General features: G+C 66.7%; 23 protein-coding genes and 1 tRNA gene. 18 read left to right on the top strand and 6 right to left on the bottom strand.

Features of this window, described 5'->3' with window-relative positions; all coding sequences use genetic code 11:
• Positions 1-68 precede the first annotated feature (68 nt).
• Both QX108_RS18580 and QX108_RS18575 read left to right on the top strand, forming a co-directional pair.
• On the top strand, positions 69-1,400 hold the full coding sequence (locus QX108_RS18580) for a hypothetical protein (RefSeq protein WP_315781149.1): 1,332 nt from the start codon (positions 69-71) through the stop codon (positions 1,398-1,400).
• A 476-nt stretch (positions 1,401-1,876) separates the two neighbouring features.
• Positions 1,877-3,286 carry a GSCFA domain-containing protein gene (locus QX108_RS18575; RefSeq protein ID WP_315781147.1) on the top strand — a complete coding sequence of 470 codons (1,410 nt, stop codon included), beginning with the start codon at positions 1,877-1,879 and terminating at the stop codon, positions 3,284-3,286.
• Positions 3,287-3,308: 22 nt separating this feature from the next.
• Here QX108_RS18575 and QX108_RS18570 read toward each other — a convergent pair whose 3' ends face one another.
• On the bottom strand, positions 3,309-3,887 hold the full coding sequence (locus tag QX108_RS18570; protein ID WP_315781145.1) for a hypothetical protein: 579 nt from the start codon (positions 3,885-3,887) through the stop codon (positions 3,309-3,311).
• A gap of 428 nt (positions 3,888-4,315) precedes the next feature.
• Between QX108_RS18570 and QX108_RS18565 the strand changes: the two genes are divergently transcribed.
• The gene (locus tag QX108_RS18565) at positions 4,316-4,723 is read left to right on the top strand and encodes a hypothetical protein (RefSeq protein WP_315781143.1); all 408 of its coding nucleotides are present in this window, start codon (positions 4,316-4,318) and stop codon (positions 4,721-4,723) included.
• 171 nt (positions 4,724-4,894) lie between these two features.
• Here the strand turns inward: QX108_RS18565 and QX108_RS18560 are convergent, their stop codons facing one another.
• Positions 4,895-5,941 carry a polysaccharide deacetylase family protein gene (locus QX108_RS18560; protein WP_315781141.1) on the bottom strand — a complete coding sequence of 349 codons (1,047 nt, stop codon included), beginning with the start codon at positions 5,939-5,941 and terminating at the stop codon, positions 4,895-4,897.
• Positions 5,942-6,266: 325 nt separating this feature from the next.
• Here QX108_RS18560 and QX108_RS18555 point away from each other — a divergent pair, with 325 nt between their 5' ends.
• Together QX108_RS18555 and QX108_RS18550 are read left to right on the top strand one after the other, a co-directional pair.
• Entirely contained in the window at positions 6,267-6,554 is a 288-nt protein-coding gene (locus QX108_RS18555; protein ID WP_172113012.1) for a hypothetical protein, read from the top strand.
• A 129-nt stretch (positions 6,555-6,683) separates the two neighbouring features.
• Positions 6,684-6,911, top strand: coding sequence for a hypothetical protein (locus QX108_RS18550; protein ID WP_315723429.1), 228 nt, complete (start codon positions 6,684-6,686; stop codon positions 6,909-6,911).
• Positions 6,912-6,934: 23 nt separating this feature from the next.
• Here the strand turns inward: QX108_RS18550 and QX108_RS18545 are convergent, their stop codons facing one another.
• Entirely contained in the window at positions 6,935-8,611 is a 1,677-nt protein-coding gene (locus QX108_RS18545; RefSeq protein ID WP_315723427.1) for an MFS transporter, read from the bottom strand.
• A 202-nt stretch (positions 8,612-8,813) separates the two neighbouring features.
• Between QX108_RS18545 and QX108_RS18540 the strand changes: the two genes are divergently transcribed.
• The 6 genes from QX108_RS18540 (at position 8,814) to QX108_RS18515 (ending at position 15,719) form a co-directional block, all read left to right on the top strand.
• Positions 8,814-10,181 carry a hydrolase gene (locus QX108_RS18540; protein WP_315723425.1) on the top strand — a complete coding sequence of 456 codons (1,368 nt, stop codon included), beginning with the start codon at positions 8,814-8,816 and terminating at the stop codon, positions 10,179-10,181.
• Between the two features lie 219 nt (positions 10,182-10,400).
• A complete protein-coding gene (locus tag QX108_RS18535; RefSeq protein WP_315723424.1) occupies positions 10,401-11,783 on the top strand; it encodes a cytochrome P450 in 1,383 nt (460 codons plus the stop codon).
• A gap of 46 nt (positions 11,784-11,829) precedes the next feature.
• Positions 11,830-13,245 (top strand): adenylate/guanylate cyclase domain-containing protein, encoded by a 1,416-nt coding sequence (locus tag QX108_RS18530; RefSeq protein ID WP_315781136.1) that lies wholly within the window; start codon positions 11,830-11,832, stop codon positions 13,243-13,245.
• A 128-nt stretch (positions 13,246-13,373) separates the two neighbouring features.
• The gene (locus tag QX108_RS18525) at positions 13,374-13,841 is read left to right on the top strand and encodes a TerB family tellurite resistance protein (RefSeq protein ID WP_315723420.1); all 468 of its coding nucleotides are present in this window, start codon (positions 13,374-13,376) and stop codon (positions 13,839-13,841) included.
• A 206-nt stretch (positions 13,842-14,047) separates the two neighbouring features.
• The gene (locus QX108_RS18520) at positions 14,048-14,827 is read left to right on the top strand and encodes an SDR family oxidoreductase (protein ID WP_315723418.1); all 780 of its coding nucleotides are present in this window, start codon (positions 14,048-14,050) and stop codon (positions 14,825-14,827) included.
• 82 nt (positions 14,828-14,909) lie between these two features.
• The gene (locus tag QX108_RS18515) at positions 14,910-15,719 is read left to right on the top strand and encodes a glutamine amidotransferase (RefSeq protein WP_315726540.1); all 810 of its coding nucleotides are present in this window, start codon (positions 14,910-14,912) and stop codon (positions 15,717-15,719) included.
• Between the two features lie 133 nt (positions 15,720-15,852).
• Here the strand turns inward: QX108_RS18515 and QX108_RS18510 are convergent.
• A tRNA-Ala gene (locus tag QX108_RS18510) sits at positions 15,853-15,928 on the bottom strand.
• Positions 15,929-16,126: 198 nt separating this feature from the next.
• Between QX108_RS18510 and QX108_RS18505 the strand changes: the two genes are divergently transcribed.
• The 3 genes from QX108_RS18505 to folD all read left to right on the top strand — a co-directional run bounded on the left by QX108_RS18505 (position 16,127) and on the right by folD (position 17,782).
• Complete coding sequence (locus tag QX108_RS18505; protein WP_172113021.1) at positions 16,127-16,417, top strand: YggT family protein; 291 nt, start codon at positions 16,127-16,129, stop codon at positions 16,415-16,417.
• Positions 16,418-16,431: 14 nt separating this feature from the next.
• Positions 16,432-16,761 (top strand): DUF167 domain-containing protein, encoded by a 330-nt coding sequence (locus QX108_RS18500; protein WP_315723415.1) that lies wholly within the window; start codon positions 16,432-16,434, stop codon positions 16,759-16,761.
• A 136-nt stretch (positions 16,762-16,897) separates the two neighbouring features.
• Positions 16,898-17,782 (top strand): bifunctional methylenetetrahydrofolate dehydrogenase/methenyltetrahydrofolate cyclohydrolase FolD, encoded by an 885-nt coding sequence (folD, locus tag QX108_RS18495; RefSeq protein WP_315781132.1) that lies wholly within the window; start codon positions 16,898-16,900, stop codon positions 17,780-17,782.
• Positions 17,783-17,901: 119 nt separating this feature from the next.
• Here folD and ppa read toward each other — a convergent pair whose 3' ends face one another.
• Both ppa and QX108_RS18485 read right to left on the bottom strand, forming a co-directional pair.
• Positions 17,902-18,438: an inorganic diphosphatase gene (gene ppa / locus QX108_RS18490; RefSeq protein WP_315723411.1), complete on the bottom strand. Its 537-nt coding sequence runs from the start codon at positions 18,436-18,438 to the stop codon at positions 17,902-17,904.
• Positions 18,439-18,627: 189 nt separating this feature from the next.
• Complete coding sequence (locus QX108_RS18485; protein WP_006611902.1) at positions 18,628-19,137, bottom strand: GNAT family N-acetyltransferase; 510 nt, start codon at positions 19,135-19,137, stop codon at positions 18,628-18,630.
• Positions 19,138-19,377: 240 nt separating this feature from the next.
• Here QX108_RS18485 and QX108_RS18480 point away from each other — a divergent pair, with 240 nt between their 5' ends.
• Genes QX108_RS18480 through QX108_RS18465 form a run of 4 tightly spaced genes read left to right on the top strand, consistent with a single transcriptional unit; the run spans position 19,378 to position 22,501 of the window.
• Complete coding sequence (locus QX108_RS18480; protein ID WP_315781130.1) at positions 19,378-20,262, top strand: alpha/beta hydrolase family protein; 885 nt, start codon at positions 19,378-19,380, stop codon at positions 20,260-20,262.
• Between the two features lie 10 nt (positions 20,263-20,272).
• Positions 20,273-20,740 (top strand): DUF2269 domain-containing protein, encoded by a 468-nt coding sequence (locus QX108_RS18475; RefSeq protein WP_315781128.1) that lies wholly within the window; start codon positions 20,273-20,275, stop codon positions 20,738-20,740.
• A gap of 10 nt (positions 20,741-20,750) precedes the next feature.
• The gene (locus tag QX108_RS18470; protein ID WP_315781125.1) at positions 20,751-22,079 is read left to right on the top strand and encodes an SDR family oxidoreductase; all 1,329 of its coding nucleotides are present in this window, start codon (positions 20,751-20,753) and stop codon (positions 22,077-22,079) included.
• A complete protein-coding gene (locus tag QX108_RS18465; protein ID WP_315781123.1) occupies positions 22,076-22,501 on the top strand; it encodes a thiol-disulfide oxidoreductase DCC family protein in 426 nt (141 codons plus the stop codon). Before QX108_RS18470 ends, QX108_RS18465 begins: the two co-directional genes overlap by 4 nt.
• The last annotated feature ends 49 nt before the right edge of the window (positions 22,502-22,550 follow it).

Here is a 22,550-nt window from a genome sequence, read left to right as displayed (position 1 = left end):
CTTCGATCTGGTTTCCGCTTGCCGGGCTGGCTAGCGTGACGTGACTGCCGCCTGGCTTTGCGAGGACCATGAAGAAGCTCCTGGTTGTCGTTTCGGTTCTGCTGATCGCGGTCGCCTGCTGCAACCGGCCGGAGCCGGCCCAAGCTGTCGAGTGGATCAACTGCGACGATCGTTGGGTCCGCGCGCTGGACCCAACGACGGACGGCCAAGGTCCGCTCGAGCTGGCAAAGGTCTTTTGCCAGCGCATCGAGTACAACTCTCAAGAGATGGCCATGGTGTCGCCGGATGGCAGCGCGGTCATGTACCTTCAGGGCGGCACTCACTATGCGGCAGAGCGCAAGGTGCTGCACGTCGCGCGGCTCGATGCGCATGATGGCTGGAGCAGCCACACCCTGGCCATGGGTCCGTTGTGGCAATTTGGCCAGGCTCTCGGCTCGATTCCGGCCTATGGATGGTCGTCGGACTCGGCGGGCATCTGGACTGCGACGCGGGAAAAAATCGGCGAGAACGGCATCGCCGGCACCGGGCTGCAACCGATGTTCATTTCCCTCGCAGATCGCAGCATTCGCCTGTTCGAGGTCCCGCGGCATGAGGCGGGCCCGTTGGACGGTCTACTCTGGGCGGATGGTGACGGCCTGGCGCTGGCCTATTTCGGAGCAAGAGGCGCGTCCTATCAACCGCAGCGCCACGACAAACGTCCGACCTTCGCCATCATCGATGCCAAGCGGGGCGTCGTTCTGGATACGATGCCGTTCAACGTCGTCGCCGGCCTCAAGGACGCCTACGATATCGCCAACGTCCATAACGCGGCGGCCACGCGGCTGCCGAGCGGCAAGCTCCGCGCGGTGGTGAGCGCGCTCGACAAATGGGTCGTGTGGACGCAGGGCGAGTCGCCACGGACGCTGCCCAATCCCTATTCCGACCCACAGGAGCGCCACAACAAGATGATCATCTCGCGCGACGGCTCGCGCCTGCTGATCGTCCGGAACCCCTGTGACCCCATCGTCAGGGCCGAATCCGACGGCAGTCTGCGAAGAGTGCCGTACAGTTGGACCTGCAAGCCGGCCGAAAGAGAGATCGCGGCGCTGTATGATCTCGCCACGGGGCGGCAGCTCTGGGCGCTTCGCGCGGCTCCCAGCTCCTACCCCCAGCATTTTCCCAATCCCGCCATCAGCGAGGACGGCCGCCATGCACTCGTCGGACTTCCCGACGACGCGTCTGATCCGCACGCGCGCGTGGCCCTGGTTTCCATGAGCGACGGGACGATCGTGCAACGCACCCGTCTGCCGTGGCCTGGACCTCTCAACGCCATCGGCTTCCTGCAGAAAGACCGTGGTGTCTGGCTCCGCGACACCTATGGCGAAACGGCACTGTACGACTTTCATGGTCGCGCGCAGTAGCTCCACTGCGATCGGACTTCTCCAAAATCGCGCAGAGATTCGCGAGGCCGCCAAAACGATGTGCCCACAGCGGGGCGCCCTCTTGCGCACCAGCCGGTTTCGTCTGCCTCCTCCGCGCTCCCCCCCCCCCGCTTCGTTCACAGTTAAGAATTGCTTAACCCAAATCGCCCCATCGTTCGGCGCGAGCCGCGGGGCAGATACCCGCACTGGCAGCAGGCGGCGATCCGGACGAAACCATCCGTCACGTTCGAATCCCCCAGGTGCCGGTCGCGCTCGGGCGTACGCCAGCGGCCGTGCCGGTGGCGATCAGTATCCGAAAGGCCATGGTCGGGACGTCCCACTCGCGGCGCCGCAACGCTTGCGCGCGTGACGATTCGACCCGACGCCTGGCGATGGCGGCTCTGTTGGCCGCCGCACGCCGGATCGACGGCCGGAACGCAACGCGCGACGAGCGAGACACAAAGGCGAGCCTCGACATGAGCACCACTGCCCTCGACAGCCACACCCAGTTTCAAGCGATCGTCGGCCAGATCCGGACGCTCGCCTACAAATATATCGAGGACAAGGACTTCGTCAGCGCGCAGCTCGCCTTCCAGAAGCTGCTCGAGCTCGAGCCCAAGGACATCAACGCGCGCTTCATCTATGCGCAGCTGATCGACGACGGCTCGCACAAGAAGCGCGCCGAGGCGCGCGACATGATGCTGGCGATCCTCGACGAGAACCCCGAGATCTTCGAGCAGGCCACCGAAGGCAATCTGCATTTGATCCGCAGCGCGGCGGTGCGCTGCAGCCATGTCGGCCCGTTCACGCGGTCGATGGAGCTGTTCCGCAAGCTCGCGGCAGCCTCCAACGACGCCGCCGACTATTTCTCGCTCAGCGAGATCCTGACTCAGAACAACGAGTTCGAGGAGGCTGTCGCCGCACTCGAGAAGGCCATCAAGCTCAACCCTGCCTACGACAACCCGCTCAACCGCGAGACGCTGGAGCTGGCGCGCACCAACGCCAAGAAGGACAATGCGGCGAAGGACGCCAAGGCCGGCCGCGCCAAGGTCGGCCGCTATCCGGAGACCAAGGACTTCCTCGGCGACCTGCAGACGCTGATCACCAAGCACATCGCGGTGAACCTCGCCGCCGCGCCAAAGTTTCTCGACAAGAGCACGCGCTTCTTCACCATGGGCTCGTGCTTCGCGCGCAACCTCTCCAAGAGCCTCAATGACAGCGGCTACAACAGCCACCACATGGAGATCTCGGAGTACATCAACACGACCTTCGCCAACCGCGTGTTCGTCGACTGGCTGCGCGGTGCCAAGATCGATCCGGAGATCCGCGAGCGCATCGTCGAGCTGCTGCCGCCGGGATCGAGCCAGGAGAACACGCTGGCCGTCATCAAGCAGGCCGACGTCTTCATCCTGACGCTCGGCGTCGCCGCGGCGTTCTTCGACCGCGAGACCGGCGCCTTCGTTCTGCCCAGGCCGACCGCGCTGAACTCGCGGGCGCTGGCCGAGAAGTACAAGTTCCGCACCGCCAGCGTGCAGGAGAACGTCGACAATGTGCGCTACCTGATCGACTTCGTCCGCAGCATCCGGCCGGGCATCAAGGTGATCGTCACCGTGTCGCCGGTGCCGCTGCTGACGTCGTTCGAATACGAGTCCGTGGTGCAGGCCGATTGCCTGTCGAAGAGCACGATGCGACTGGTCGCCCACGAGATCGTCAACAATTCGAACCTCGAGGACATCTGGTACTGGCCGTCCTTCGAGGTGTTCCGCTGGGGCGGCTCCAACGCCTCCAGCTTCTTCGCCGCCGATGACGGCGCCGCCTGGCACGTCTCCGAGGACAAGGTGTCGGCCACGGTGCGCGCCTTCGTGCAGACGTTCTCGCCGGCCTGAGCCAGAGGTTCGAACGGCTGCCTCAGGGCAGCCGCTTCTTCCAGAGCCGGATGACCAGGATTCCGGCCTGGGCATAGCCCGGCGGCGAGCTCTCGGTTCCGAACGGCGTCTTCGAGTACAGCGAGCTCGAGATCAGGAAGCCGCCGACATAGGGCGCCGGCAATCCCGACAGCGCCATGAAACAGCGGTGGGTGAGCAGGCCCTCCTCCGGCTGGTTGCCGCGCACCAGCCGGCAATCGCCGATTCCGGTGAAGGGGATGCCGTTGAACTGGCCTTCGGTGTAGGTGCCGAGCAAGGTCGGGTCCATCGCCTGGCCGATGCACACCCGCATCTCGCCGATGCTCTTGTCGGGGCTGCCGGTCATCCGGCCGTCGCCCGGCTGCACGTCGACGGCATGGACCGAGAGCTGGTCCTCCAGCGCCGGGGCAAAGCCGGTCTTGGTCGGCGCGCAGAAATCGGACGGCACCACGCGGCCGTGGCGCACGGTGCGAGCGATGTAGATCTCCTCGACCTCGTTCTCGCCGCCTTGCGCCGCCCCCTGGCCATGGCTGGCCAACAGGCCGACGGCCGACCACAGAACTGCAATCATGATCCGGCGCATGCGCCTATCCCTTCCCGCAACAGGACTGACATATCGGATTCGGCGAACGTGCTGAACAGCACCAACGAACAGGACGTATGCAGACAAGATACCCCTGGCTCGGGATGGTTCCGTGACCATGGAACATCTCGCCGTGACGGTATTGTGGTAGCCAGCCTGGGTGACCGCATGCCGTGCGCCCCGCGCGCCCGTGCCGTGATGATCGGTGGTCCGGATGTCGACGAACGCGTCCCTGCGCTCCTGCTCGTCCTCATCGGAAGTCGCAGCAGCTGAAAAAAGGTTCTGAAAAAAGTGGTGCCCCGTGCCGCGATGACGTGCCGGCGGCTGAGGTTCAATTCAGGCTTGCAGCGCTGAGCGTGACCGAAATCACATTCGCATCTCCCAGGAGCGTCTAATCCTCTCCGCAGTCAACGAGGGGAGCTTTCACAATGCGTCAGATCATCCTGGTCGGAGCCCTGGTGCTCGCATCCGCCACCGTCGCGCAGGCCGACGGGACGCGCAGCCTGTCGCTGTCATCGAGCGACACCGCCGCACCCGCGCCGCGCCCGGTCTATGTGCAGCAGGCCGGCGATATCTCCGTCACCCCGGCGCCGGTGCCGGCTGCGCCAGCGCCGGTCCAGCCCGCCGCGCAACCGGCTGCGCCCGCGGCGCCGGCGGCGGCAGCGGCGCCAACCGCTCCGCAGCCCGCCGTCGCTGCGGCGCCGGCAGCCGAGCCGACCCGTGCGGTGCAGACATCTTCGCGGCGGTCGAAATCGGCGCGCGCCAGCAAGCCTCGCAAGAGCTGGACCGAAGCCCGCATCGTCCGCGAGCTGCATCGCCACGGCATCTATTGGTGAGCCCCTGGTCATGATGCGATTCCACGGAATCGCATCATGATCTCCTCCCTTTGTCTGAGCATGATATTTTCGGAAGACCGGTTTCCACTTTTCCGGATCATGCTCTCGCCACGAAACGAGAAAGGCCGGGCAATGCCCGGCCTTCGCGCGTCGCCACCGTGCAGCGGGGCATCACTGCGAGACGGTCTGGATCACGCTCGAGATCGGCCGCGCATTGGTCATCGTGGTCGGCAGCTTCGGATCCTGCCCGACCATCGCGTCATATTCCGGCAGCGTGTCGAGCGTGCCCTTCGGCTTCATCGCGACGACCTTGTAGCCGCCGGCCTTCAGCCGCCGCAGCAGCGCCGGCAGCGCCAGCGCCGTGTTCTTCTGGAAGTCGTGCATCAGGATGATGCCCTTGCCCTTCTTGTCGAGCCCGGTCATCACCGTGTTGACGACTTGGTCGGCATCCTTGGAGCGGAAGTCGAAGCTGTCGACGTCGCAGGAGAACATCGCCACGTTGCGGCTGCCGAGATAGGCCACGGCCGAGGGACGGTGCTGCAGCTGCGGGAAGCGGAAGAACGGCGCGGGGCTGGTGCCGCCCAGCGCGAACTTGACCGCGCTGATACCCTTCTCCAGCTCGTCCTTTGCGGTCTGGTCGGTCATCTTCTTGCCGTTGAGATTGACGTGCGACCAGGTGTGCACGCCGACGACATGACCGGCGGCCGCGACCTGGCGCAGGATCTCCGGATGATAGGTCGCGTGCTTGCCGATGGTGAAGAAGATGCCGGTGGTGCACTCGTCGGCCAGCGCCTTGAGCACCGCGGGCGTGTTGACCGGCCACGGGCCGTCATCGAAGGTCAGCACCACCTCGCGGTCGGCGAGGAAGTCGAACTGCTTGAAGTGATCGAGGCCGAAACCGGGACCGCCGGTGGTGTCGACAACGACGGTGCGCGAGACGCCGAGCGCGTCCGGGTTGGCGCAGGTCGATTTCGGCTGCACCGGCGCCTGGGCGGCTGCGGCCATGCGCGTCGGCACGGTGCCGGTGTAGTCGACATCGTCCTTGGCGCCCTTGGCGGCGACCTTCGCGGCGGGCGGCGGTGCGAGCTCGGAGGGTTTTGCGGCCGCGCTTTGCGCTGTGGCCTTGGCGGCGTTCGGCTTCGAAACCCAATACCAGACACCGGTGATCGCCAGCGCCCCGACGACGGTGGCCAGCAGCAAGCCTAACGCATTACGCATGGTTACTCTTCCCGAACGCGAGATACGGATGCCGGACTTCGACGCCGTCCGGCACCTTCGATTAGCTTCCATTAGTGCCAACGAATCCTTAACGCGGTGCCAACACGGCCAGGATCGGCCAAGATTTCCAGGATCATGCGGGGCTGACTTCGGGGGTTCACCGGAGCGACATGTCGCCGCGGCCATCGGCCTGCGCCACGCGACGGCCGGGGTTGAATGGCCCGATCTGGCGTGACCCGCGTCACTGTTGCTAGAGAGCGCTCAGGCCATGATGGGCGCATTGAACACGGGGCCCGCGCTGATGCGGAGCCGATGGGAGCCAGCCATGACGAAGTCCGCCAATCTTCTGCGCAACGCCGTTCTGACGGTCGTCGGCGCCGCCGCCCTCTCGACCTTCGCGTCGAGCGCCAGCTTCGCCTTCAGCGCCGAGGCGCAGCAGATGTGCACCGGCGACGCCTTCCGTCTCTGCAGCAGCGAGATCCCGAACATTCCGGCGATCACCGCCTGCATGATCAAGAACCGCTCCTCGCTCAGCAGCGGCTGCCGCACGGTGCTCGACAAGGAGGTGTCCCGGCGGGGCGGCAAGGTCGCCGAGGCCGGCGCCGCCGACTGAGGCCGGCGTGCAGGGCTTTGCATGCTCTCCCCCTTGCGCGCCCCGGCTGCGACCGAGGCGCTTGCGAGGCCCGGTTGTGACCACTAAAAGCGCCGCGAACCTTCAAATGCCGGGAGCGAGGCGTCAGTCATGAGCAAATTTGCGGTGGTCATTCCCCTTGTCCTGCCCCTCGTCCTGCTGGCGTCGGCGGCATCGGCCCAGCAGCAGCCCGGCCAGGATGCCTGCGCGCGCGACGTCTCGCGACATTGCCGGGCGGTGATGAACAACGGCGACCAGGCGGTTCTGGCCTGCTTGAAGGAGCACCGCGCCAAGCTGTCCAAGGCGTGCGAGAAGGTGCTCACCGATCACGGGCAGTAACGTCCGTTCCGCCGATGCGTCGGCTACGGCCCGCTGCGGGCCGCCACCGCCGGCGCCTGCTCGGCGGTGCGGTCGATGTCGTCGCGGCTGCGCACCGATCCGAACGGGCGTTCCAGCATGCGGCGGATGCGCACCGGATCGGCGCCGATGTGGAAATCGATCGCGCGCTTGTGCAGCTCGCGTTCGGCGCGGGTCGAGCGGTTGCGCTGGCGCAGATAGTCGATCCAGGTCGGGCAGTGATAGCGTTCGGTCCACAATTCCGGATCGGCGATGTCGCGCGCGATCGACCAGCCATAGGCGCCGTTGCGCTGGCGGCTGAGCTGCACCTCCTGCATCAGATCGTGGAAGGCGCGGGCGTTGTCCTCGGCGACGCGGTACTCGATCTCCACCACCAGCGGCCCCGAGCGCGGCGTCAGCTCGAGCTGCACCTCCGGATCGGCCAGGGTCTCGCCGTCCTCGTTGCGGGCGCCCACCGGCGGCATCCGCAGCCACAGCCCGAGCAGCGGCGACACCATCATCAGCGCGCCGGACACCAGCAGGGCGACCTCGACGCCGGCCGCGTCGGTGAGACGGCCCCAGCCCCAGCTGCCGATGGCGATGCCGCCGGAGATCGCCGCCTGGAACGCGGCCAGCGCGCGGCCGGCGACCCAGCGCGGCGCCGACAGCTGCACGCCGATGTTGAACAGCGCGACGGCGAGCATCCACACCGCGCCGGCAATCACGAGCGCCGCCGCCGTCAGCACCGGCTCGGTGCTGAGCGCCACGGCGGCCGTCGCGGCGCCGAGCGTGAGTGCACAGCTGCGGATCGCCGCCTCGCCCGATAGCCGCTTCCTGATCTCCCCGATGTTGAGTGCGCCGATCACGGCGCCCATGCCGAAGGCGCCGAGCATGATGCCGTAGGTCTGCGCGCCGCCATGCAGCAGGTCGCGGGCGACCAGCGGCATCAGCGCCGAGATCGAGCCGCCGATGAGGCCGGTGACGAGCGTGCGGATCAGCACGATGCGGATCGACGGCGAATGGAGGATGTAGCGGACGCCGGACACCATGGCGCGGTTGAGCGGCTCGCGCGGCAGTCGGCTCGGCTCGACGACGCGCCGCCACAGGAACAGCGCCGCCAGCAGCGGCAGATACAGCAGCGCATTGGCGGCAAAGGCTGCGACCGCCCCCGCGGCCGCGACGACGACACCGCCGATGGCCGGGCCGAAGCTGCGCGCGATGTTGTAGCTGATGCCATTGAGGGCGACGGCGGCGGGCAGCGTCTCCGGCGGCACCTGCTCGCTGACGGAGGACTGCCAGGCCGGGCCCATCAACGCCATGCCGCTGCCGACCACGAAGCAGAGCGCCAGCAGGCGCTCGGGCGTCACGAGACCGAGCCAGGCCAGCACCGTCAGCGTCACGGCGCCCGCGAGCGCCAGGGCCAGCGCCGCCAGCGCGACGATGCGCCGGTCATACATGTCGGCGATGGCGCCGGCGGGCATGGAGATCAACATGATCGGCAGCATCAAGGCGGTCTGCACCAGGGCGACCTTGTCGGCCGACGACGTCATCTGCGTCATCGCCCAGGCGGCGCCGACCGCCTGGATCAAGAGGCCCAGATTCGACAGCAGGCTCGCCAGCCAGATGCGGCGGAACACGGCGTGTCGCAGCGGCGCGGCAATGCTCTCGGGCGCGAACAGCTCCCGTTTCTGCGGTGCATTCATGCAGGTCGCTCCACGTCGGCAGCTCGGCTTGAACGTCGCATCGGACTCTGTCGCATTGAACTATCGCTTGATTCCGGCCGGACGTATGTGATGCCTGCGAATGTCCGCCGCTGTCCAGTGCTCACCCCCGGCTTTGCATCCCGACGGCGGCCAACGAACACAAATCAACGCGACCCAAAAAACCACCCGAGGGAGACCGCCGATGACGTTGACGCGCCGCACCATGCTGCAGAGCATTGGAACCCTGCCCTTGCTCACGAGCGGTCTGGCCTTACCAGCCGCCGCGCAGACCGCGGCCGCGGCATCCGGCGATATTCCCCCCGTTCTGTTCGTGCATGGCAATGGCGATCATGCCGCGCTGTGGCTGACGGCGCTGTGGCGGATGGAATCCAACGGCGTGCCGCGCACGCGGCTCGCCGCGCTCAACTTCACCGATCCGCTGGCGCGCAACGACGACGCCGTGGCGCAGCCGAACCGCTCCTCGACCGACGACCAGCGCCGCGAGCTGGCTGAAGCCATCAAGGCGCTCAAGGAGCGCACGGGAGCTGCGCGCGTGGCGCTGGTCGGCAGCTCGCGCGGCGGCAACGCAATCCGCAACGTCGTGAAGAATGGCGGCGGCGCCGACGTCAGCCATGCCGTGCTGTGCGGCACGCCCAATCACGGCGTGTTCGATTGGGACGACAGCCCCGGCAGCGAGTTCAACGGCCGCGGCCCGTTCCTGCGCTCTCTGAATTCCGGCGACAGCGAGGTGACGGCGGGCACCGCCTTCCTGACCCTGCGCAGCGACGGGCTCGACAAATATGCGCAGGCCGATGGCCGGCTGGTCGGCAAGCCCGGCGTGCCCACCGGCATCACCGCCGAGGGCCCGGCCCTGAAGGGCGCGACCAACCTCGTGATCGGTGCACTCGATCATCGCGAGGTCGCATTCCATCCGCGCGCGTTCCGCGAGATCTACAAATTCATCGCCGGCCGTGAGCCGGCGTTCATCGCGGTGCAGCCCGAGCGCGAGGTGCGCATCAGCGGCCTCGTCACGGGCACGCCGGGCGGTGCGCCGACCAACCGTCCCGTGACCGGCGCCACCGTGGAGGTCTATCGCGTCTCGGGCGAGACCGGCGCGCGCAATGGCGAGGCGGTGTATCGCGGCCAGACCGGCGCCGACGGACGCTGGGGTCCTGCGGAAATCGATCCCACCTCCCATATCGAGATCGTGCTGACCTCGCCCGGCGCGCCGATCACGCATTTTTACCGCTCGCCGTTCCCGCGCTCGTCCGATGTCGTGCATCTGCGCGCGGCGCGACCGCTGGGCCAGGCCGACGCCGGCGCGGGCGCCATCGTCATTATGGTCAGGCCGCGCGGCTATTTCGGCCTGCCGCGCGACATCGTGCTGCTCGACGGCAAGGAACCTGCCGACGTACAGAAGGGAGTACCTACGGATGCGGCAACGACATTGCGGCTGCCGGCGGGCGACATCGGACGAACCGTCATCGGACTGTTCAATGAGGAACGCATCGCCGCCCGTCTTTGGCCAGCATCGGAAAGTAGGATTGCGATGATCGAGCTGACTAATTAGTTACCGGAGTAGGATGATACATCACGGCATCGGGAAGCGCGACATCGCGCTTCCCCTTTCGAACCGCAACGCTGGCGACGCGATTGCCTCCGGGACGCTTAGGGCCGGCCTTGCCGGTCCACCGCGCTGCGGCTCGCCTCGCGTCGGCGCGCTCGCGAGCCCCGACGTCACGGCGCCGTTCGGCCGCTCACGGCGCATCACAGCCGCGCGAGGCCGCCGATGAGCGCCGCCGAGATCCACTATCTGTCGCAGGCCCGGTCACCACTGATTCCTCCGGCGCCGCCACGCGCGCCCGACAGCATGGGCGCCTTGCGCCGCGTGCTGATGATGGGCGACAACGCGATCGCGACCTGGAGCCAGCGCGCCTATGAGGATGAGATCATCCGCGGCCGCTTCCTGGGCAACTCCAGCTACATTCTCAATACGCCCGAGACCATCAAGCACGTGCTGGTCGACAATTGGGAGAACTACGCCCGCACCGTCGGCGCCATCCGCGTGCTGCGCCCCGTGCTCGGCGAGGGCCTGCTGATCGCCGAGGGCCGGGCCTGGAAGCACCAGCGCCGCACGCTGGCGCCGGCGTTCACGCCGCGCGCCGTCTCGGGCCTGGTTCCGCACATGATCGCGGTGACCGACGAGACCGTGGCGCGGCTGCAGCAGCAATGCGGGCAGCCGCTCGATCTGCGCGAGATCATGCAGCGGATGACGCTCGACATCGCGGGACGGACGATGTTCTCGTTCGAGATGGGCCGCCACGGCGCGACCTTGCGCGACTTCGTCTACGAATATGGCGAGCGGCTGGCGGCTCCGCACCTGCTCGATATCGTGCTGCCGCTGTCCTGGCCGACGCCGCGCGACTTCGCGCGCCGGCGGTTCCGCAAGCGCTGGACCGATTTCATTGCCACGCTGATGGCCGAGCGCCGTGCCGCCGGCAAGCTGGAGGATGCTCCGCCGCGCGACCTGTTCGACCTGATGGGGGCGGCGCGCGATCCCGAGACCGGGGCTGCATTCACCGATGCGCAGCTCGCCGACGAGGTCGCGACCATGATCCTCGCCGGACACGAGACCACCGCGACGGCGCTGTTCTGGGCGCTGTATCTGATCGCGCTCGATCCGGCCAATCAGGAGCGGCTGGCGCAGGAGGCTCGCGGCGCTGCGGATCTCGGCAATCCCGATCAGCTGCCGTTCACGCGCGCGGTGATCGACGAGACGTTGCGGCTCTATCCGCCGGCTTTCCTGATTGCGCGCGCCGCGAGCGGTCCGGACCAGATCGCCGAGTTCCAGGTCAAGCGTGGCGACGTGGTGCTGATCTCGCCGTGGCTGCTGCACCGGCACGAGCGGCTGTGGCAGGCGCCCAACGCCTTCATGCCCGAGCGCTTCTTGCCCGGCGCGCCGCCGCCGGAGCGCTTCGCCTACCTGCCGTTCGGCGCCGGCGCGCGCGTCTGCATCGGCGCGCATTTCGCATTGGTCGAGGCGGTGCTCGCGCTGGCGCGGCTGGTCGGTGCGTTCAGGATCGAGCTCGTCGATCGCGAGCCGGTCATGCCTGTGGGGGTGGTGACGACGCAGCCGAACCGCTCGCCGCCGTTCAGAATCACGCCCCGTTGAGCGGTTGCGTCTGGCATTCCGACCGGTCGCGCCTTATTTGATCCGGATGTCCTTGAGCGCGGCGGCCGTGAAGTTTTCTGCTTCCGGCGACGCGGCCGATCCGGCCGTGTCGGACGCCATCGCGCGGCTAATCGCCGAAGGCGCCGATCACGAGCTGAACCGCATCAACGTGCTGGATTTCGCGGGTCGCACCGGCCTCGACGAGGAGCGCGTGATCTCCGGCTTCATCCATGCCTCGCGCGCCGGCCTGTTCGACCTGACCTGGAACGTGCTGTGCCCCGGTTGCGGCGGCGTGCTCGACGCGCATGGCACGCTAAAATCGCTGCGGTCTGACGAGTATCAATGCGGGCTGTGCGCCTGCGGCTACGAGGCGACCGTCGACCAGCAGGTCGAGGCGGCGTTCACGGTAAGCCCGCGGGTCCGGCGCATCGCCGCCCACGACCCGCATTCGCTTCCGGTGTGGGGCTATTTCAAGCAGGTGTTCTGGAGCTCCGGCGTCGAGTTCGACGAAACGTCGATGGCTGCGCTGTCGAACGAGGTCGTGATCGACACCCGCGAACTTGCCGCCGGCGATCATACGACGATATCGCTGACCTTGCCGCCGCAGTTCATCATCGTGTTCGAGCCGGTCACCCATGCAGCGCATTTCATCGACGTGCAGGGCGCGCCGACCGACGAGGTGCAGCAGCTCGTCCTCAAATATGACGGCGGGCGCGCCGCGGTCGAGACCACGGTGCTCCGTCCCGGACCGCTGCAGCTCGCGCTCGACAACAAGGCGCGCGTGCGCACGCTGCCGACCGTGATGGTGGCGGCGGATGCGCTGCATCACCTGATCGGCCGGCGCAAGCCGTTCCTGACCGCCAAGCGGATGCTGTCCAACCAGACCTTCCGCGACGTGTTCAAGGCCGACAATCTCAACATCGACCAGCGGCTGAAGATCACCTCGCTGACCTTCCTGTTCACCGATCTCAAGAGCTCGACCGCACTGTACGAGCGCGTCGGCGATCTCGCGGCGTTCGATCTGGTGCGCGCGCATTTCCGCGTGCTGCTCGAGATCATCAATGCCGAGAAAGGCGCGGTCGTGAAGACGATCGGCGATGCCGTGATGGCGACGTTCATCAAGCCCGAGCATGCGCTGTCAGCGGGCCTGCGCATGCGCGCGGCGATGCAGCGGCTCAACGCCGAGCGCGGCACCGAGGACCTCGTGGTCAAGATCGGCATTCATGAGGGGCCGTGCCTCGCGGTGATGCTCAACGACCGCCAGGATTATTTCGGCCAGACCGTGAACATCGCCGCCCGCGTGCAAAGCCTGTCGACTGCGCAGGAGATTCATCTCACCGCACCGGTGATCCAGAGCCCGGGGGTGGCGGACATTCTGAGCGCGGCAAGGATCGCACCGATCCAGAAGCAGGCCGCGCTGCGCGGCATCGCCGACCGGATGATGGTCTACGAAATACCGTAACGCTTACCGAAATGTCATGCGCCGACCGAGCCGCGACGCATTGCCGAGCGCGGCTCGCGGTCGCATATGATAGTCGTCAGCAGGACGGCCGAACCGCCCGCCCGCGAATGCGATAGCCGAAGGACGCCATGCTCGAGGGATTGCGCCAATTCATCGCCGACGTCGTTTCGCCGCAGCAGACGCCGGCGTTCGACGACAACGGCTATCAGCTGGCGGCGACCGCGCTGCTGATCCACGTGATCTCGCTGGACGGCGAGCCGAGCGCGGCCGAGCGGCGCAAGCTGCACAGCCTGATCGAGCTGCGCTTCGGGCTCGATCCCGGCAGCGCCGACCGGCTGATCGCCCAGGCCATGCTGGCGGAGGGCGACGCGGTCGATCTCTATCGTTTCACCAGCGTCATCATGCGCGAGGTCGACGAGGCCGGCCGCCTGCGCATCGTCGAGATGATGTGGCAGCTGGTCTATGCCGACGGCAAGGTGACCGAGTTCGAGGACAACGTGGTCTGGCGCGCCTCGGAGCTGCTCGGCATCTCCGCACGCGACCGCGTCGACCTGAAGCACCGGGTGGCGGCGCGCCGCGCCACCGATCCGGGCTGATGCCGTCGGGCCCCCGGAATTTCAGATGAACAAACTTTAATTTTGTTCCGGGCATTCCTTGTTCATGTAAACCTATGTGAATCCGTAACTATTGCGGCGATTGGACGCTCGCCCGCATTTTGCGGCGGCTTGCATGTTCCCGCCTGCCTATGCTCTCGTCCGCCGCAATCGGATGATGTTTGGAATGTGATCGAAGAGCAGGGATTGTGGGTGAACGTGTCACGCTCGTAACGGGGGCATCGGCGGGGATCGGGACCGAGTTGGCCCGTGTGTTTGCCGCCAATGGACACCGTCTGGCGCTCACGGCGCGGCGCGAGGACCGTCTTGCGGCGCTGGCGCAGGAGATCGCCGCCAAGGGCGGCCCGGCGCCGCTCGTCATTCCCTGCGATCTCACCTCGCCCGATGCCGGCGCGACCATCGAGGCCGCCCTGTCGGCGGCCGGAGTCGAACTGGACTATCTCGTCAACAATGCCGGCTTCGGCCTGTTCGGCAAAGCCGTGCAGCTCGACCGCACCGAGCAGCTCGACATGATCGCGGTCAACGTCCGGGCTCTGACCGAACTGTCGCTGCGCTTTTCCGACCAGCTGATCCGCAACAAGGGCGGCATCCTCAACCTGGGCTCGGTCGCCGGCTTCCTGCCCGGACCGGGCATGGCGGTGTATTACGCCTCCAAGGCCTATGTGATCTCGTTCACCGAGGCGCTGCGCAAGGAGCTGGCGCCGCATGGCGTGCGGGTCACCGTGCTGTGCCCCGGTCCGGTGCCGTCGGAATTCCAGGACCGCGCCGGCTTCAAGCCGGGAGTCGACTCGGTGATTCTCAACGTGCCGCCGAAGGCTGTGGCCGAAGCCGGCTATCGCGGCCTGATGGCCGACAAGCGGGTGGTGCTGCCCGGGATCGGCATCAAGATCGTGCCGTTCCTGCTGCGCTGGTTCCCGCGCGGCTTCATCCTCGACGCGGTCGGTCGGCTGCAGCTGAAACGGAGTTGACGGACGCTGGCCCGGCGCTTGCTTTGGCAATGTCGACTTGCTCACGCACCGTTAACCTTCGCTTAGCTATGATCGCCAGGTGATGCTCAGGCCATACCCTTCGCTGCAACCGAACGGGACCGCCAAGGCGGACGTTCGGCATCTCCACCCGAAGCCAGCCCCGGCGGCTGCGCCGCGCCGGCCCGTCCTCATCATCCTGCACCAGGAGACGTCGAGCCCGGGACGCATCGGCAACGCGCTGCGCGCCCGTGGCTATCCGCTCGATATCCGCCGTCCGCGTTTCGGCGACCCGTTGCCCGAAACGCTCGATGAGCACGCAGGTGCCGTTATTTTCGGCGGTCCGATGAGCGCGAATGATCCGGATGATTTCGTCCGTCGCGAGATCGACTGGATCGAGGTGCCGTTGCGCGAGCAGCGGCCGTTCCTGGGGATCTGCCTGGGCGCGCAGATGCTGGCCGTCCAGCTCGGCGCGCAGGTCGCCCCGCATCCGCAAGGCCGCGCCGAGATCGGCTATTATCCGATCCGACCGACGCGGGCCGGGCAGAAGCTGTGCCCGCATTGGCCCGACAACGTCTATCACTGGCATCGCGAGGGCTTCGATCTGCCCGCCGGCGCCGACCTGCTGGCCGAGGGCGGCGACTTTCCCGTCCAGGCCTATCAATACGACAACGCCACCGGGCTGCAATTCCACCCCGACGTCACCTACGCGATGATGTGCCGCTGGACGACGCGCGGCCATGCCCGGCTGGACACGCCCGGTGCCCGTCCGCGCCATCACCATTTCGAAGGTCGCGCGGTGCACGATGCCGCCGAGCGGGTGTGGCTGAAGCACTTCCTGGACGGATGGCTGGCGCGCGAACCGGTTGCGGTGATGGCGGAGGCTGCGGAGTAGCGGGCGCGCTTTCCGGACGATTGGCTTTGAGGGCTGAGTCAGCCCGGCTTCGCCAAGGGGCTTCGCCGGGCACCACGCTTCGCCCCTCGGGCTCTTGCGTGGCTGCGCCACGCGTAACCCGAAGGGCGAAGCGTGGTGGAGCCAGGCGGGATCGAACCGCCGACCTCGTCATTGCGAACGACGCGCTCTCCCAGCTGAGCTATGGCCCCGTGACACGACCGCTTCGATGGTGGGAAAAGGCGGCCGGCAGATCGGGCGCCATTTACAGTGGGCGCAGCGGTCAAGTCAAGAACGCTCACATCGCCCGTTAGCCTTGACGGGCGGCGTCCCTTGTTTGGGCGGGGGGGAACCGATATCTACCGGGCGTCGCAGGTCGAATTCGCGACCTCGCCCACGAGTGGACCCGCATGCGTGCCGTTCTCGACATCGTTCTGATCGTTCTCGACCTCTATGTCTGGCTGCTCATCGCCTCGGCGATTCTGTCGTGGCTGATCGCCTTCAACGTCGTCAACACGCGCAATCAGTTCGTGTCCAACGTCGCCGAGTTCCTGTACCGAATCACCGAGCCGGTGCTGGCGCCGATCCGCCGCATGCTGCCCAATCTCGGCGGCCTCGACATCTCGCCGATCGTGCTGATCCTGATCATCATGCTGATCCAGCGGGTCATCACCTACTACATCTATCCCAACGTCTTCTGATCGCGCGCGCCGCGATGGACCCCTGGCGCGCAGCGGCCGGCGGCCTGACGGTCGCGCTGCGGGTGACGCCGCGCGGCGGCCGCGACGCCATCGACGGCGTCGAGACGCTGTCCGACGGCCGCAGCGTGCTCAAGGTGCGGGTGCGCGCGATCGCCGACGGCGGCGAGGCGAATCGCGCCGTGACCGAGCTCCTGGCCAAGGCGATCGGCGTCACCAAGAAGTCGGTGCGAATCACCTCGGGCACGACATCGCGGCTGAAGCAGGCGGCGATCGACGGCGATCCGTCGACGCTCGATCAGGCCTTGCGCGATGCCATCGTAGCCCATAAGCCCACCGGCAAATAGTCAGAGCAGACGCAAGACGAGCGTATCGACGCTTCCGGCTGCAAGCGGCGGTCTTCACCCTCCCCTGGAGGGGGAGCTTGCGGCAACGATCTTGCTGTCGTTGAGCTGAATCGACGCTGACACGAGGGGACCAGACATGACCGCACGCATCATCGACGGAAAAGTCATCGCAGCCGATCTGCGGGCGCAGGTCGCCAGCGAGGTGGAGCGGGTCAAGCGCGACCACGGCCTGACGCCGGGCCTTGCCGTCGTGCTGGTCGGCAACGATCCGGCCTCCGAGGTCTATGTCCGCAGCAAGCACACGCAGACCCAGGCCGCCGGCATGGCCTCGTTCGAGCACAAGCTGCCCGCTGACGTTTCGCAGGCGGAGCTGCTGGCGCTGATCGGCAAGGTCAACCAGGATCCGTCGGTGCATGGCATCCTGGTGCAACTGCCGCTGCCGAAGGGGCTGGAGACCGAGGTGGTGATCAACGCGATCGATCCGGCCAAGGACGTCGACGGCCTGCATCCGCACAATGCCGGCCGGCTGGCCGGCGGCCAGCCGGCGCTGGCGCCGTGCACGCCGCTCGGCTGCATCATCCTCAGCAAGACGGTCCACGCCTCGCTGGAGGGCATGAACGCGATCGTGATCGGCAGGTCCAATCTGGTCGGGCGTCCGCTGGTGCAGCTGCTGCTGAACGAGAACGCCACGGTGACGATCGCGCATTCGCGCTCGCGCGATCTGCCGGCGCTGACCGCACGGGCCGATCTGGTCTATGCGGCGGTCGGCCGGCCGGAGATGGTGAAGCGCGACTGGATCAAGCCGGGCGCGACCGTGATCGATGTCGGCATCAACCGCATCCCGACCGCCGAGGGCAAGACGAAGCTGGTCGGCGATGTCGCTTATGCCGAAGTGGCTGAGGTCGCGGGTGCCATCACGCCGGTGCCGGGCGGCGTCGGGCAGATGACGGTGGCCTGCCTGCTGGTGAACACCCTGCGCGCCGCCTGCGCAATCGCCGGGCTGCCCAAGCCCGCGGTGTAGGATGCACAGTCATTCCGGGGCAGCCGCGCAGCGGCTGAACCCGGAATCTCGAGAGTCCGGGCCTGCGCTTCGCGCATCCCGGAATGACCTGTCGAGCGTTGTTGCCAACGCTCTCAAGGTCACTTCTTCGCCGCCTTGGCGCGGGCGATGCCCTCGCTGATCAGCTGATGGGCATCGTCGGCATTGCCCCAGCGCAGCACCTTGACCCATTTGCCGGGCTCGAGATCCTTGTAGTGCTCGAAGAAATGCTGGATCTGCTGCAGCGTGATGTCCGGAAGGTCCGAATAGCTGCGGACCTTGTCGTAGCGCTGGGTGAGCTTCGAGGACGGCACCGCGATGATCTTCTCGTCGCCACCGGCCTCGTCCTCCATCAGCAGCACGCCGACGGGTCGAATGCTCATCACCGCACCGGGAACGATGGCGCGGGTGTTGGCGACCAGCACGTCGCACGGGTCGCCATCGTTCGACAGCGTATGCGGGATGAAGCCGTAATTGCCGGGATAGCGCATCGCCGTATAGAGGAACCGGTCGACGATCAGCGTGCCGGCTTCCTTGTCGAGCTCGTACTTGATCGGCTCACCGCCGACAGGCACTTCGATGACGACGTTGACCTCGCGCGGCGGATCTTTCCCGATCGGGATGGCGTCGATGCGCATGGATGCTCCGTAGAACTTGAACGTTTGAGGACTTGAACGTTTGAGGGGTCGGACGCCCGCAAGACGAGCGCTCGCATTCGCAGTCGCAAAAAAATCGCGGCCGCGCAACAGCTACCTCAATCCCTGACCTTCAGTTCAATTCACCGCCGCGTTAACGCTTAACGCGACGAGAGCTCAACTTCGCCGGACTCAGTTGGTCCAGGCGAAGGCGACCTTGTCGAGCGACTTCGGCCCGAAGCGCTCCGACGAGCGCGCGACCATGCGCCCGCCCAACGCGCGGTAAAACTCGGTGGCGGGATCGTTGTCGGACAACGCCCACACCACCATGCTCTTCAGGCCGCTCTGCGCGAGATCGCGCTTGGCGGACTGAAAGAGCCGGCGACCGAACCCCAGCCCCTGAAATTCCGGTCGCAGATAAAGCTCGTAGACTTCGCCGTCGAAGTGCAGGCTGCGGGCGCGGTTGCGGCCGTAATTCGCATAGCCTGCGACCTTGTCGTTGAACACCAGCACGCTCACGCGGCTGCCTTTGCGGATCGCGCTGTCCCACCATTGCGGGCCGCGACGGTTGATCAGCTTCTCCAGCTCTGCGCCGGGGATGATCCCCTGGTAGGCAGAACGCCAAGCTTCATCATGGGCTGACGCCACCGCAGCCGCATCTGCAGCCTTGGCCGGACGGACTTCGATCAGGGTTGTGCTCATGACGGGATCAAAGCAAGTCGGCGGTCCGCCTTCAAGGTGCCACGTTAAAGATCGGTTAACCTGTGGACTTTCGGCATCACCGTGGCGGAAACCTGTGCCGAAAAGGGACAATTTCGCAACATTGTCGGGTGGCGGCGGTGTCCTGTCACCGCATGTTCATAAGGCGAACTAAAAACTGCATCTGGTCCGCCCGGGGGTCGGCTAGTGTGGCCCAGCTTCAACATCCTCCCGTCCGGCTGAATGGCACTGCTTCGCTGCGTCTCATGGTTGCTCGCCTTCATGGTCGTGACAGGACCGAACGCCTGGGCGCAGGCTTTCGGCCCGGTCTCTTCAGAGGGCGGACCGGCGCGGCAGCAGCAATGGCTGGTGCCGTCAACCGAGCCGGGGATTCCGGCGCATGCATTGCTGTATCGGCCCGCCGGTGAGGGACCGTTTCCGCTGGCCTTGATCGCGCACGCCTCGACGCAGAACGCGCTGCGGCGGGCGCAGATGCCGCAGCCGAGCTACACGGCACTTGCTACTCAACTGGTCGCGCGCGGCTATGCGGTGCTGGTGCCGGAGCGTCTCGGTCATGGCCGCACCGGCGGCCCCTATGTCGAAGATCAAGGCGGCTGCGAGGAAGCGAACTACGAAAAGGCGGGACGCGCCACCGCCGCGCAGATCCTCCGGGCGCTCGGCTACATGCGCGAGCAGCCATTCGTTGCGACAGGCGGCGCGCTCGTCGTCGGGCACTCCGCCGGCGGCTGGGGCGCGCTGGCATTGGCGACACAGTCGCGGGATCTCGTTTCGGGAATCATCGTGTTCGCGCCCGGACGCGGTGGACACGCCGATGACGTCGAGGGGCGCGTGTGCGCGGAGCAGCGACTCCGCGAAGCAGTGCGCATGTTCGGGCGCGAGGCGCGCATTCATGTCACCTGGCTCGTTGCGGCCAATGACAGCTACTTCCCACCGTCATTGTCGCGGCAATTGGCCGACGCATTCACGTCCGCCGGCGGAACCGCGGAGTTCAGGCTGTTGCCGCCGTTCTCTCATGAGGGTCATTGGCTTGCCGAGCAGCAAGGCGGTATCACGGCTGTGTCGGAAGCGCTCGCGCGGCTGCCACCGCGTCCGATGAGGCGCCACTAACAAGGACACGATGACGCTGTATTTCCTCGTCAAATATCTCCACGTGCTCGGCGCCATCGTGATCCTCGGCACCGGCACGGGGATCGCATTCTTCATGCTGATGGCGCATCTGAGCGGCGAGGCCGCGTTCATCGCGCGCACCGCCGGCGTCGTCGTGATCGCGGACATGCTGTTCACGCTGTCGGCGGTGCTGCTGCAGCCGGTGACCGGCGGCGTGCTGATGTGGCTGTCGTCGACCTCGCTGTCGGAACGCTGGCTGCTCACCTCGCTCGCGCTCTATGCGATGGCCGGCCTGTTCTGGGTGCCCGTCATCTTCATGCAGATCGAATTGCGCGATCTCGCGCGTGCTGCGGACATGTCCGCGCAGCCGCTGCCCACGCGCTATTTCATCGTCTTCCGCCGCTGGTTCCTGTGCGGCATTCCCGGCTTCGGCTCGGTCATGGCCATTCTCTGGCTGATGGTCGCAAAGCCGTTCTGACGAGGCACGCATGACATCCATCGCCACTCAGCGCGTGCTCGTGCTCGGCGCCTCCGGCCTGATCGGCCGCTTCGTCACCGACGATCTGCGCCGGCGCGGCTTCGCGGCGCTCGGCATCGCGCGCACGTTCTCCGCTTCGCAGCAGGCATCGCCGCTCGACATCGAGCTGCCGATCATGGCGCTGGATGCGACGGCATTGGCGGGGCTCATTCGCGCGCACCAGATCGACGTCGTCGTCAATTGCCTCGGCGTGCTGCAGGACGGCCCGGGCAGCGACACCAATGCCGTGCACCGCGATTTCGTCGCCCGGCTGCTGCAGGCGATCTCGACATGCGGTCGCAGTGCCCGTCTCGTTCACATCTCGATTCCGGGCATCGCCGACGAGGACCACACGTCGTTCGCGACCACCAAGCGCGCGGCGGAGCGGCTGATCGCAGAGTCCGGAATTCCGCATGCGATCCTGCGCCCTGGCTTCGTGATCGCGCCGTCGGCCTATGGCGGCAGCGCAATGGTGCGGGCGCTCGCGGCGCTCCCGGTCGATCTGCCGGCCAAGGATGCGGCGACGCCGTTCCAGCCGGTGGCGGTCGCCGACATCGCCGCGACCATCGCCTGGCTCGCCGCGCGGCCGATCGACGATGAGGCCGTGCGTGCGGTGAGCTGGGATCTGATGCAGCCCGAAGCGGTGACGCTTGGCGACGTCATCGGCGCGTTTCGGCGCAGCTACGGCACAACGGATTGGCCACGCATCGCGGTGCCCGCGCTGCTGATCGATCTCGGCGCTTTCGCCGGTGACATCTCGAGCCGGCTCGGCTGGATGCCGCCGATGCGCACCACCGCCATCACCGAGCTCCGGCGCGGCGTCCGCGGCGATCCCGCGCCCTGGACCGCAGCGACCGGCATCGCGCCGGCAACGCTGGCCGGGACCGTCGGCGCGCATGGCGCCACCATCCAGGACAAGTGGTTCGCACGGCTGTTCCTGGTCAAGGCGCTGATCCTCGTGAGCCTCGTGCTGTTCTGGGTCGCGTCGGGCAGCATTGCATTGTTCGTGTCATTCCCGGCGACGACCGCGATCCTGACCACACGCGGCTGGCCCGACTGGTTCGCCGTTCCGTTCGCGGCGATCACCAGCATGATGGACATCTCGGTGGGGCTGCTGATCGCGTTTCGGCGAACCGCGGTGCTCGGGCTCGTTGCGGGCATCTTCGTCTCGCTCGGCTATATGATCGGGTGTGCGCTGTTCACCCCTGACCTCTGGCTCGAGCCGCTCGGCGCGCTGGTGAAGACGGCTCCCGCGATCGTGCTGATGCTGGTCGCGCTGCTGACGATGGACAATCGATGATGACGAACACGGCGACGGACTGGCCCGACGATGATGTGATCCTCTATGACGGCGTCTGCGTGTTCTGCTCGCGCTGGGTCCGGTTCGTGATCGCGCGCGACACGGCGAGGCGCTTCCGCTTCACGCCGATCCAGTCGCCCTACGGCATCAGGCTGGCGCAGGCTTTCGGCATCGATCCCGAGGAGCCCGATACCAACGCGGTCGTGCATGGCGGCCGCGCTCATCTGAAATCAGATGCGGCCCTGACCGTGCTCTCGAACCTGGAGGGCTGGGGCTGGACGCGCGCGCTGTTCACCGTGCCGAAGCCGTTGCGCGACGCCCTCTATGGCGTTGTCGCCCGCAATCGCTATCGCATCTTCGGCAAATATGATTCGTGCTTCGTGCCGGATGCCGAGCTCCGCCGGCGGGTGCTGGAGCAATGAAACGCCGAATAATCGATTGAATCGAACGATATATCCGATATAATTCGTT

Origin of the sequence: Bradyrhizobium sp. SZCCHNR1002 (assembly GCF_032381435.1) — a bacterium.
GTDB lineage: Bacteria > Pseudomonadota > Alphaproteobacteria > Rhizobiales > Xanthobacteraceae > Bradyrhizobium > Bradyrhizobium aeschynomenes.
This window is presented reverse-complemented; position numbering and strand designations above follow the sequence as displayed.